Annotated in this window: 10 protein-coding genes; 5 read left to right on the top strand and 5 right to left on the bottom strand. The window is 37.8% G+C overall.

Annotation, left to right across the window (positions count from 1 at the left end):
• The first annotated feature begins 402 nt into the window (after window positions 1-402).
• From ABYD77_RS14585 to ABYD77_RS14570, 4 genes are read left to right on the top strand one after another with little or no spacing between them, the layout of a single operon-like run.
• Window positions 403-1,107 (top strand): hypothetical protein, encoded by a 705-nt coding sequence (locus tag ABYD77_RS14585; protein ID WP_372770851.1) that lies wholly within the window; start codon window positions 403-405, stop codon window positions 1,105-1,107.
• A 59-nt stretch (window positions 1,108-1,166) separates the two neighbouring features.
• Window positions 1,167-1,748 (top strand): hypothetical protein, encoded by a 582-nt coding sequence (locus ABYD77_RS14580; RefSeq protein ID WP_372770850.1) that lies wholly within the window; start codon window positions 1,167-1,169, stop codon window positions 1,746-1,748.
• Window positions 1,741-2,820, top strand: coding sequence for a histidine kinase (locus tag ABYD77_RS14575; protein ID WP_372770849.1), 1,080 nt, complete (start codon window positions 1,741-1,743; stop codon window positions 2,818-2,820). Before ABYD77_RS14580 ends, ABYD77_RS14575 begins: the two co-directional genes overlap by 8 nt.
• On the top strand, window positions 2,817-3,419 hold the full coding sequence (locus tag ABYD77_RS14570; RefSeq protein ID WP_372770848.1) for a DNA-binding response regulator: 603 nt from the start codon (window positions 2,817-2,819) through the stop codon (window positions 3,417-3,419). The genes ABYD77_RS14575 and ABYD77_RS14570 overlap by 4 nt, the downstream gene beginning before the upstream one ends.
• 18 nt (window positions 3,420-3,437) lie before the next feature.
• Here ABYD77_RS14570 and ABYD77_RS14565 read toward each other — a convergent pair whose 3' ends face one another.
• The 4 genes from ABYD77_RS14565 to ABYD77_RS14550 form a co-directional block, all read right to left on the bottom strand.
• Window positions 3,438-5,684 carry an NAD(P)-binding protein gene (locus ABYD77_RS14565; RefSeq protein WP_372770847.1) on the bottom strand — a complete coding sequence of 749 codons (2,247 nt, stop codon included), beginning with the start codon at window positions 5,682-5,684 and terminating at the stop codon, window positions 3,438-3,440.
• Window positions 5,685-5,698: 14 nt separating this feature from the next.
• Entirely contained in the window at window positions 5,699-6,667 is a 969-nt protein-coding gene (locus ABYD77_RS14560; protein WP_372770846.1) for an acetoacetate decarboxylase, read from the bottom strand.
• 120 nt (window positions 6,668-6,787) lie between these two features.
• Window positions 6,788-7,399 (bottom strand): GDSL-type esterase/lipase family protein, encoded by a 612-nt coding sequence (locus ABYD77_RS14555; protein ID WP_372770845.1) that lies wholly within the window; start codon window positions 7,397-7,399, stop codon window positions 6,788-6,790.
• Window positions 7,400-7,452: 53 nt separating this feature from the next.
• The gene (locus tag ABYD77_RS14550; RefSeq protein ID WP_372770844.1) at window positions 7,453-10,494 is read right to left on the bottom strand and encodes an FAD-binding and (Fe-S)-binding domain-containing protein; all 3,042 of its coding nucleotides are present in this window, start codon (window positions 10,492-10,494) and stop codon (window positions 7,453-7,455) included.
• 169 nt (window positions 10,495-10,663) lie between these two features.
• Between ABYD77_RS14550 and ABYD77_RS14545 the strand changes: the two genes are divergently transcribed.
• Window positions 10,664-10,876: a PGPGW domain-containing protein gene (locus tag ABYD77_RS14545; RefSeq protein ID WP_372770843.1), complete on the top strand. Its 213-nt coding sequence runs from the start codon at window positions 10,664-10,666 to the stop codon at window positions 10,874-10,876.
• Here the strand turns inward: ABYD77_RS14545 and ABYD77_RS14540 are convergent.
• The coding region (locus ABYD77_RS14540) for an HAD family hydrolase (RefSeq protein WP_372770842.1) at window positions 10,873-11,453 on the bottom strand (581 nt) is incomplete at its 5' end. The two genes, ABYD77_RS14545 and ABYD77_RS14540, sit on opposite strands and share 4 nt — an antisense overlap.

Below are 11,453 nucleotides of genomic sequence, written 5' to 3'. Positions count from 1 at the left end.
TTTTTCATAAAACACCGCTATGTCTATGCCACTTTCTACTAGTTCGTTCACCACCACATATGCTTTCGCACTTGAGCAGCGTGTTAAGCACTTCAAGTTAAAAATATATTGATTATGCAATTCACACAAATTCATTTTTTAATGATAATAATTATCATTAAGCTGATGTTATTACAAATTGCATGTGAATGCAATTAATTATCAATTGCATTTGGTTGCAAAAACCTAATCTAATCCCCTTTGCTACTTGCAATTAACGAGTTCAAAAGTTGTGATTTTATTTATATGACAATTGTCATGTTAAATTGCTGACAAACGTCTCTAATAATCAATCCTGTTTTATCCAATACTAGTGATGAACCAAAACAAACTTGGTCAGTCATTTAAATTAAGGAAATAAACATGATTTTACTTACTCAAATCCGAAAAATTGCACTCTTACTCCCGTTAGCATTAGCATCTCATACGGTGTTCAGTGATCAAACAACAATTGATACCATCGAAAATGCATCACAACAAAATAAGGTAATGTTACTTACCGATATTGCTGAAATCGCCAGTGGTTATGATAGTGCACTGGTTAATTATCGCCTTGCGATTGCACACAATATAAAAGGTCAAGCAGATGCCGCCCTCACCTTTTTAGATAACGCTGAAGCGATTTTAACCCATGACGAGCTATCGCTTGATAATAGTGAAAAGTACGCGTTATTAGCGCAAGTTTATGGCTATCGCATTTCGATAAAACCTATGCAAGGTTTTTCACTTGGTTCAAAATCAAGCAATGCGCTAAGTACAGCTATTGAAACCAATAACAACAACCCTAGGGCGTATTTAGTCAAAGCCATCAGCGCTTATAACACGCCAAGCCTGTTTGGGGGTAGTAAACAACAAGCGCTAAAGGCACTCAATAAAGCACTTGATTGCTATCAAACAGATAATAACCACGGCTATCAGTGGGGCTTGGCTGAAACTTATGTGTGGCGCGGTTTAACACACCTAGCGTTGAACGACAGCAAAAGTGCAATAAAAGACTGGCAAACATCTCTTGAAATTGCCCCCAACTATGCATGGCCAAAAATGCTTATTGAGAGCAATCAAGGTTAATCAACTTAATAATTAAATTCGGGGCAGCATGCTTGCCCATACTTCACAAAGGAAATGTCATGAAAACTTTAGAACAGTACAGAGATGAATATAAACAAAAGAAGATGCTCGCAATGCCTATCGCTGGTTGTGCAGTTTGGTTCATTATCGGGATACTAGGTATGCTTGTTGAAACACAATACTTGGGACTGATTACTTTTATTGGTACTGGTATGATTTTTTACATTGGTATTGGTGTTTCTAAAATTACCAATGAAAAATTATTGGTTAAAAAATCAGAACGAAATCCATTTGATAATTTATTTTTAAGTACAGTCATTATGGCATTAATGGGATATGGACTGGTCATTCCGATGGCACAGCTAGATCATACAACTATACCCCTTAGTGTGGGTATCATATCAGGTTTAATGTGGCTTCCGCTTTCTTGGACTTTACAACACCCTGTAGGTGCTATTCATGCAGTGACACGCACTCTATCACTTGTTATTTTATGGTATTTGTTTCCAGAAGATAGATTTGTAGTACTGCCTTTTGCTATTGTATTCATCTATTTATTTAGTATTTATCAATTGTATACTCGCTGGCAAACACAACAGCAATCAGGTGCAACAGCATTAAACCTAGGTCAAAATGGATAATTTTAAACAAAGCCTCGCAGTAGAAGGAAAGTCTTATTGGGTGTGGGGCCCTCTCGCCTTTTCAAGCTTTTATTTTTTACCGCTTATTTTTAGCTTTGATCGTTTCTCAACATTTAAAATTATCGCAATGCTACTACTCTATTGCGTATTCATTGCGTGTTATGTAAAAGCGGTAAATGCAAAAGGCGAAAAAGCGCTACTGCCAGTATTAACAATAACCATTCTTGCTACTTTTGGTGCCTATATAACCCCTGGCACACAAGCGCTTTTTGGCTTTGCCTGTTACTTTTGTGGCTTTAACTTTAGGCAACAAAAAGGCCTACAAGGATTAATCGGTGTTTTACTTGGTATTGCCTTATCGGCTTATTTATTTAACTTAATTGATTTGTACTATATTGTGCCAGCACTCATAACCAGTATAGGTCTTTACTTTATGGGCCGTGCTGAGCGCCGCGAACGACAGCACAGATTAAGTGAGCTGCAAAGCCAACAAAAAATAGAGCTATTAGCAATGGTTGCTGAGCGAGAGCGCATCGCTCGTGATCTACATGATTTAGCAGGCCACAGTTTATCTTCAATTGCATTAAAAGCAGAGCTTGCTGAAAAGCTTATCTCGAACGACCAAGTCTCGTTAGCACAAAACGAAATACAGCAAGTGGCAATACTTAGTCGCGAATTATTAAGCGATATTCGTCAAGCCGTTACCAATATGAAGCAATTTAACTTGGATGAACAATTAAACGTGTTGAAAAATAATTTATTGCAAAATGGTTTTCAAGTAAGCATTCATAATCATTTAAATAGTGTGTCATCTAGCACTCAAAACACCATTTCAATGATCCTAACTGAAGCCACAACCAATATTATGCGCCACAGTAAAGGTAATAAAGTGAATATAAATATTACTGAAAAAGAAATATCAATTAGCGACAATGGTAAAGTAAACACCTTTGTTAACGGCAATGGCCTTAATGGCATAAAACAACGCATTGAGGCACTTGGTGGTGAATTATTAGTGGATCACGAAAATGGCTTTAAATTGGCCATGTCTTTTAAAACGGAATTAATATGATAGATGTACTTGTTGTTGAAGATCAGCAAATGGTAAGAGAAGCGATTAGTGCACTGATTGGTTTAGACCCTTTTATTAATGTTGTGGCACAAGCCGAAGATGGCAAAGCGGCGCTTGCGATATTGCAAAATCAACCGGTTGATATTGTGCTCTCAGATGTTGAAATGCCCAACATGACAGGTATTGAGCTTGCTGAGTCATTACAAAACAGTCAGGAAAATTTGAAAATGATGATTATGACCACATTTTCGAAAGCAGGTTACATCAAACGTGCACTGAAAGCAGGTGTATACGCGTTTATATTAAAAGAAGCCCCCTCTGAGCAACTCATTAATGCCATAAAATCCGTATACCAAGGTAAAAAAGTAATTGATCCCGAACTTGCCTTACTTGCTCTTTCTGATACTGATCCACTTAATGACAAAGAGCGAAAAGCGTTAAAGCTCGCTGGTGACGGTCTTAAAACCCATGACATTGCAGCCAAACTATTTTTATCAGAAGGCACTGTTCGTAATTACCTTTCAGAAGCAATTAGTAAACTCAATGCTGTTAATCGCGTTGATGCAGCGCGTATTGCACAGCAAAAAGGCTGGTTATAAACCAGCCTTTTTAACATTTTATTCTTCGTCTGGCTCAAAGCCAAATTCGCCACTGATTGTTTCTGGGTAACCACATATTGCTCGGGAAGTTGCCATGCCCGCCATAGTAGCTGCTTCCACACAGCCAGCATTTACACCCGTTTTTATCCAATCACCTGTAATATAAAAGTTATCAAATACAGTGCCATCTGTTGGCAGGCGATATTGACTAGAATTTACCACCGACATTACATAGCGCTCACTAGGATCAACATTTGCACGCCAATATTGGCTATTAAAACGCGCTTCCCCTACCTCATTTGTCGTATCCATAAGTGCTTGCCAATCAAACTCCCCTTGCTCTGCAATGTTTGGCCAAAGCGGGTGCATTTGTTGTTTTAATTTAAAGATACTATTCTCTTTAACTCTGTCATTACACTCTTGTTGAAACTGAGTGTGACTTGCATCAGGGTAAATCTCTTGGGTAAACGCACTGCAAAAGTAGGCTACATTTTTTGGCTCTATTCCTTCATGCCAATCTTCTTTATTTATCAATTGATCCATTGACGCCCATGTATCAAATGGTTCACTAAATCCACTTAAAATGGGTTGTTCACCACTTGCTGGTGTATATGCCCAGCCGGTTTCATCAAGTGTTTTACCAAGCCATAACTGAAATGCTTGGGTAGACACAGCTTTTACTTTATCTGCGGTTAAATTAAGCGCAGTGTCTTTTTTGAGTAATTTTTTACATAGGTGTGGTAGGCTTGCAACTGAAATACCATAAATGACTTTATCAAAATCAACACCTCGTTTTAATGTTAGCTCTGGTAACGCTTCACCAAAATGGTTGTGATAAACATTTGGCCAATCGCTATAAAAACTCTCTAAATTAATATTGTGTTGTTTTAAAAGTGCTGCTTGCTCATCGTCGATTTGGTCATAGAGTGGAAACGATGGCCAGCATGGTAGCCCTTTTACATCAACTAATGGTTTGTAACTACCCGTTTTAAGGCTAACTTGTTGGGTTAATCTAATGCTTTCAACATAATGACTATCTTCACTATTATTTGGTGTTAGCTGTGAAACTTGATGAAAATAGTTAAATTTTACACCACGTTTTATTAGCAACTCATAAATTGGGCTAAAAATAGTATCGCCCATACCTGCTTGCATTTTCCACATCACACCGCCGTGATAACACAGTGATAACCTGAGCATGGCTAAAGCTGCAACACCCGCTTCAACATTTGGCTTAGTAAAGTCACCATTTTCATAAGCAAATACAAGATCATAAAATCCACGCACTGGGGCCGAATCAACAGAAAACTGTTCATTTGCTCCGTGCTTTAATAACCATGCCCTAAAATCTAAGTTATTGATGGCACCAAAACCACATTCAAACACCTTGTCTTCAATTAGGCCTTCCATCATAGCAAGCGCTAAGTCAGCACAAATATATAAACGGCGAATATCGCTATTATCTTCAAGTAACTCTTCAAACTCTTCGTTAATCCAACGTTTGAATCGTCTTACAAGCCACTGAATTGCGGTAGGATGTTTTTGGTTTGATAAGTTTTTATCACTGACTCGTTTATCAAAAAAGTAACTTAATTCACTTAGAGTTACTTGAATATGTTTAGAGAAATGTTCAAGTGAATGCTCAGCATCTTCTTTAAATTCTTGCCATTCTTCTTTGATATCGTCGACTTTCTCTTTAACTTCATCAATAAAATGAGCAAACACTCTTTGCTCTTCATCACCTTCTGGTGCATGAATATCACGCTTTTTATTAAGTGACTCGGCTTTATTTTCTAAATCACTAATGAACTTTTTAAGCCAAAAGTATAAAAGGCGCGCGATTTCCCAAAAATGCAGGTCTAATGTGCCATCTGCAGGATTGCCCGGAATTTCAGGAAAATTAACTGGCCAAGTTTGCCATTCATTATCAATAAGTTCTTGTAAGACCACATAACTATGAGGCTTAAATGCCTCCTGCCATGTTGCAAGCGGCATACTGTCAGGGCGGCCTAATTTTTCATAAACTGATTGGATGGTTTTAAATGAATTAACATAAGCGCCAAACCATACATGTAAGCCATGCTCTTCTATGCGCTGACCAAGGTAAGGATTGCGACCGCTTGCACCTTTACCGCCAATGCGCCACCCTTGATGATAAACAGTGATATCGTATTTATCTTGCCAATTTTCATCGTCTGTTAAATACACCGCAGCAGTCATGGCAGATACACCACCGCCGAGGATCACAATTTTTTCTTTTGCCATGTTAAAATCCTTTTTTAATCCCTATCTATAATTTCAAATGCTTTTTCTTGGTCAAAATCCATCATGACATTAAATGGTAACAAGGCACGATGGGTGCCTGGGTAAATGCCAAACATCTCACCAAGCGGAAAAGTATCTAGTTGAAACACAGTCACATCAAATTCATGCTTATAGATTTTGGCACTGTGTACCTTTTTAATAATTGAAGGTGAATGTACAACACCTTGATAAACCGCTTTAGTGCCGTCCCCGTTAGGAAGTTGTTTAAATAATATTTGGTCCATTTGTGGATTAACAAAACCATCGAGTAACTGTTTAATTGCATTTAAATCGAGGTCAAAAAAATCAGTATCGGACTTTAGGATTTCAATCGCTTCTTTGACTAGTTCAACATAATCACTAACTGGGTGCTCGCCACCTTGCTCAACTAAATTCACTTCGAGCAGTTTATGTTTTGCCATTTTAGTATTAGGTGAAAATGGCTGAAACGCATCAAGGCTTAGTTCAAAATACTGAGGTATCTCACCAATATTTGGCATCTTATAGTCACACAAGTACTTGTTGTAACCCCAGGTTTCGCGCCCATTAATTAATGCATAGATATTGTTAACTGTGATAAATGCTGGATACCAATAAATATGATCCACTTTTTCTTTACCACGCTTGTTAACCATTTTGGCTACAGGTAACCAAAATATAATATCTGTTTCTTGCATCCATCCTTGCTCACTAAACGGAGACACTTTCGAAGCAATATTTTCAATATCAGTGAAGGTTAACAATGTGTATGCACTTAACGCCTTGAAACGAAATTCGTCGGACTTAACCGCGTTAAGGGTTGTATCAATATAGTTTTGAATTTTGTCGATATTGCCTTTTATAAAAAAGCCATATTGATTGGCATTAAGCATTCTGCATGGTGGCTCTGCAATTACATTGCCAGGAAATTGAATAAAATCTGGTAGGTCTTTATCGTGTGCCATTATCTTCCCTCTCGAAAGCACCTAAAGCTAGGTTAATTAAATAACTTATTGATAGCAGTATAAATAAGTTTATGCGAGAAGGACTAATAAAGAATTATGAAATAATAAATTATGTATGATTTATTTAATGATGTTGATGTGCTCTGCAAGCTTTGTTGCAAGTGCCTTATATCCCTTCTCGTTTAAATGCACACGATCTGATTTCATTGTTAAGTTTGAAAGTAAACTAGTTAGCGTGTCTTCGATTAAAACAACATCGTGTTCGCTTGCCAATTGACGATATAAGTTCATGGGTGATAAACGCAGGCCAAAATCAGGTACCGCAAGCAAAATTACCTCGATACCATTTTGTTTCGCGGCTAAAATCATTTGCCTTAAGTTATTTGTAAGTTCAGATTTACTTTTTCTTTGCAGAACATCATTTCCGCCATAACAAATAATTACCACATCAGGCATGTTTTCATTCAATACCTTGTTAATGCGAGCCAGCCCCTGCTGGCTAGTTTGCCCAGAAATACCACTATTAACAACTTTAACACCGAGTAAGGTTTCTAGTTGAGAAGGGTAACTTTCAGAAATAGAAACACCAACGCCTTGTGTGAGGCTATCACCAAAAGCGACAATCACTGAATCGCGCCCGATGGTGACGGTTTCCTTACTGCCACAGCCAAACAAACTTAAACATAGTAAAAACAAGAAAATGATATGCTTTAGTTTATTTAACAACTTCATGCTAATAGTTTCAGAGATATGCGCTTATTGTGAATCACAATAAGCGCATTGTTTTACAAAAGTGCGTTTAATAATTGAATAGGATGCTTTGGCTTTTTACCGTTATTAAAGCGCTTTACTTGTGAACGACATGAAAAACCAGTGGCAACAAGCTGTTCAATTGGCGTGTTATCTACTGTCTCTTGCCAACTTATTTCATAAAGCGCACGCGATTTTTCAAGGTTTTGCGTTTCATGGCCATAAGTACCTGCCATACCACAACACCCTGTTGCTTTTGCCTTGAGCGTTAAACCAAAACTAGCAAACAGGTTTTGCCATACTTTGCTGGCATTTGGCATAGCAGTTGTTTCAGTACAGTGATTTAGTAAAACAAACGCATCTTTTGTGCCTAACTTTGATGGCGAAAGTTCTTGCGTTTCAAACCATTCGTGTGCGAGTAACACATGGAAATCACCACGATTTTCACCAAGCACTTGTTTATATTCATCGCGATAACACATAACGAGAGATGCATCTAAACCAACCATTGGAATATCAAGTTCTGCAACTTGATTTAAAAACGCGGCGCTGTTTTTCGCTGTTTTTGCAAACTCAGTTAAAAAGCCTTTTACATGTTGTGGTTTACCGTTTGGTTTAAACGGTAATAACACTGGAGTTTTACCAAGCTTAACAAGTAGCTGACAAAAATCCTCTAGAAGTTCAGCTTCATAAAAGCTAGTAAACGGGTCTTGCACAATCAATACCGTTTTTTGCTTTTCACTTTCTTCTAACGCTTTCAAATAGTTAAAATTAAATGAATATTGTTTTGAAACACGGTTAATAATTGCATTGTCACTCAATAATGGTGAATCAACATAACCAACTTGATTTTTCAACAAGCGCTCAACAAAACCCAATTTAAGAATAGGGTTAACTATAAAGTGAATTTTGCTCAGCAATGGCGCTTGTGATTCGATGTTTGCAACTAAGTAATCTTTAAGTGGACGTTTATAGCGTGCGTGATAAAGGTTTAAAAAACGCGCTCTAAAGGTCGGTACATCAACTTTTATTGGGCAAGCAGTGGTACACGCTTTACACGCCAAACACTCATCCATCGATTCTTTTACTTCATGAGAAAAGTCATAAGCACCCTTTGCTTTTTGTTTAGCGAAAATTCGTTTTTCCCACCACGATTTAGTTTCACCTTTTGCAATCGCTTTTTCACTTTCTAGTAAATCAACGTCTTTTTCACTTTGTAGGCGAAGCCATTCACGCATTAAACTGGCGCGACCTTTTGGTGAGTAACGTCTATCTTTAGTTACTTTATACGATGGGCACATAGCTGAATGGCTGTCATAGTTATAGCAAAGGCCATTACCATTACAGCCCATTGCATTATCAAAACTTTCTTTTACTGCAATAGGAATTTGTTTGTCAAAATAGGCACGCTTTGTGTCATCAACACTTACAAGCTGCTCGTTAGATTCAAGCGGCGTACAAATTTTTCCTGGGTTTAAACGGTTGAGTGGATCAAATACTGATTTAATCTTTCTAAGCTCAGTAAACAGTGTTTCACCAAAAAATTCTGGACCATATTCACTACGATAGCCCTTGCCGTGTTCACCCCACATTAAACCACCGTATTTAGCAGTGAGTTTTACTACTTCATCTGAAATGTGACGAAGTAATTTTTCTTGTGCAGGGTCACACATATCAAGTGCAGGCCTTACATGCAGTACTCCTGCATCAACATGGCCAAACATGCCGTAATTAAGATTATGACTATCAAGTAATTCTCTAAATTCAGATATAAAATCGGCTAACGCTTCAGGAGGCACTGCTGTGTCTTCGGCAAATGCGAGTGGTTTTTCACGCCCTTTTACATTTCCTAAAAGTCCAACCGCTTTTTTACGCATGGCATATATTTTAAGAATATCTGCTTTTGAATGCGTCACCTGATAACCAATAATACCGGCTTCATTATTGGCCATTAACGTATCAAGTTTAGCAAGCAGACCATTAACCTTTTCGTCAATATCCGCTTGTGCTGTTGCGTTAAACTCAACCATGTTGAGGCCTTGCATATCTTTACCTGGTACGTCCTCAATCAAACTTGATACTGAATGCCAAATAATATCTTCACGAGCAAGGTTAAGTACTCGGCTATCCACAGTTTCAACTGAAGTAGCATTGGCAGCCACTAAAAACGGTGAGTTGCGAAGCGCTGAGTCAAAACTATCGTATTTAATGTTAATTAACGTTTTAAATTCAGCAATTGGCGTAATATTTAGTTTTGCTTCACAAACAACGCCTAGCGACCCTTCGGAACCTGTGATTATGCGGCTGGCATCAAGCGTGGTTAAATCATCATCCAGAATATTTTCAAGGTCATAGCCGGTTAAAAAACGATTAAGGCGCGGAAATTTTGCTTTAATTTCATCACGTAATTCCACACCAGTTGCAAGTAATTGTTTATAGATTGCGCCTATCGATGTCGCTTGAGCCGCATAGCTTTTAGCAGTTTCTAGGCTTACTGGCACTGTATCGAGCTCCGTACCATCAACTAGCATGGTTTTTAAACCAAGTACGTGATCTGATGTTTTGCCATAAACAAGTGAGCCTTGACCTGATGCGTCTGTGTTAATCATGCCGCCAACCGTAGCTCGGTTACTGGTAGATAAATCTGGCGCAAAAAAGAAGCCATAGGGGCGTAAAAAGTCGTTAAGTTGATCTTTAATTACACCTGTTTGAACACGCACCCACTTTTCTTCGACATTTATCTCAAGAATTTCACGCATATGGCGTGATAAATCAATCACCATGCTATGGGTTAATGATTGGCCATTTGTACCTGTGCCACCGCCCCTTGGGGTAAATTTAATCTGTTTAAATTCAGCTTGATTGGCAAGCTTAAAAATAAGTTGAATATCGTTATTGGTTTTTGGAAATAGAATACCCTGTGGTAATGCTTGATAAATACTGTTATCAGTGGCGGTTACTATTCGGGTTGCATAACTAACATCAATTTCACCTGTATAAGCTGTTTTTTGTAATTCTGTTAAAAACGCTTGGGCAACAGGTGATAAGGTATCTTTGTGATCTATTATTTCAATCATTACTTGCTCGGTGACGGGAACAGGGTTAAGGCCATTATATCAAAGAAATATGGCTAAGTTTGCTTCATATTTACAGTTTGTAACATCATTTTTTCGCATGCTAAACCCTATTTTTTATACTATGAATAAATATCGTGTTATTTACTTCAAACACTCTGGAGAGCCGATTATGAAAAAAATGATAAATCATGCATTTGCTATTTTGTTTTTAGCACTTGGCTTACTGTTTATGGTAGTGCCTGGTCCTTCGCTTATCTTCTTTATTGCGGGTTTATTGTTACTGGCTTTTTATTACCCTTGGGCACGACGCTATTTAGCTCATTGCCAAACAGCGTTGAAAAAATCGTGCGAATTTTTAGACAAAAAACTTGCTAAACGTTAGCTATGGGCCTCTTTAAATAAATTGAGTAATTCAAAATAACAGGTGAAAACATAATCTGCTTGGTGCGCGTAATCTGGTATTTCGTTTTCACAAAACAGCGCACTTAAAACCCCCGCATTTTTCGCAATATTAATATCGTGTAAGTAATCCCCAATATACAAAATATTGTCTGGCGCAATCTGCCATTCTTTAGATAGGTTTAAAAGTGCCGTTGGATCGGGTTTAGCTGGAGCGTCATCGCGCGTAATAATGGTTTTGATAGAAATATTATTGTTATTAATTTTGATGTCGCTAGGCTCTTTACTATTGCGTGTAACAATTGCTAGTGGAAGCTGACTTCTATTTAAATAAGCAACAAATTCTTTTGCCCCTTTAATCCAATTAGCACTGTGTGCATCTTTTAACTCTAAATCACGAATTGTTTGATTAGCGACTATTTTTTGTTCGTCAGATAATGAGTCTACAAACGCCAAAATATCTTCATCAAGCGGACACCCTATTGCTTCACGCATGGTTTTAAAACACAGATCACAGCTAACTAATGTCCCATCTAAATCAAAAATAATGCCTTTAATAT

Source organism: Pseudoalteromonas sp. (genome assembly GCF_041629635.1).
In the GTDB taxonomy this organism is placed as follows: Bacteria; Pseudomonadota; Gammaproteobacteria; order Enterobacterales; family Alteromonadaceae; genus Pseudoalteromonas.
The sequence above is the reverse complement of the archived record's forward strand: the minus strand, read 5'-3'. Positions and strand labels throughout refer to the sequence as shown.